General features: G+C 33.3%; 1 protein-coding gene and 1 pseudogene. Both read left to right on the top strand.

Translation table 11 applies throughout. The features are described from left to right. Positions 1-189, top strand: a pseudogene (locus BFM98_RS20705) (AAA family ATPase); the annotation flags it as partial. A 128-nt stretch (positions 190-317) separates the two neighbouring features. Then, a partial coding sequence (locus tag BFM98_RS20710; RefSeq protein WP_217492443.1) for a hypothetical protein occupies positions 318-672 on the top strand: 355 nt, incomplete at its 3' end.

Raw genomic sequence — 672 nt, forward strand, 5'->3', positions numbered from 1 at the left:
TTGCTAACGGCATCTAAAGGTTTTGCAGCGATTAATGGTCGTGATTTTGTAACCCCGGATGATATAAAAGAAGCTGCAGTAGCAGTACTGAGACATAGAGTAATTGTTACTCCGGAGCGTGAAATGGAGGGACTGGGTGTAGAAGAGGTAATTAAACAAATACTGGAATCCATAGAAATTCCGAGATAAATTATGTAGTGTGCGGTTGTCAGTTTACAGTTAATAGTATTCTGGAGATTTCCAGAATTTTAAAAGAAATAATCAAATCTTTGAGTAAATAGCTATTATCTGTGTACTATAAACTCTCAATAAATGTTATGAAAAAATTATATCTCAATAATCTATTTTTTCTGCTGCTTGGTATTATAGCAGGAGTAGACGTTTTTGCATTTTTCGTCCCATTTGTAATGTGGATAGCACATGCAGGATTATTGTTATTGGTGTTAATGACCTGTATTGATACTTTTATTTTATTCAGAGAGAAAAATGGAGTGAAAAGTAACAGAATTCTTCCTGAAAAATTATCGAATGGAGATGAAAACTTTACTAAAATTGACCTTCGGAACAACTATCCGTTTACTATAAAAGTAAAGGTTATCGATGAGATACCATTTCAGTTTCAGCTTCGTAATTTCGAGATTCATAAGGATATAAAACCTTATGGGAATACGC

It is taken from the genome of Lysinibacillus sp. AR18-8, from assembly GCF_001705465.1.
Taxonomy (GTDB): domain Bacteria; phylum Bacillota; class Bacilli; order Bacillales_A; family Planococcaceae; genus Lysinibacillus; species Lysinibacillus capsici.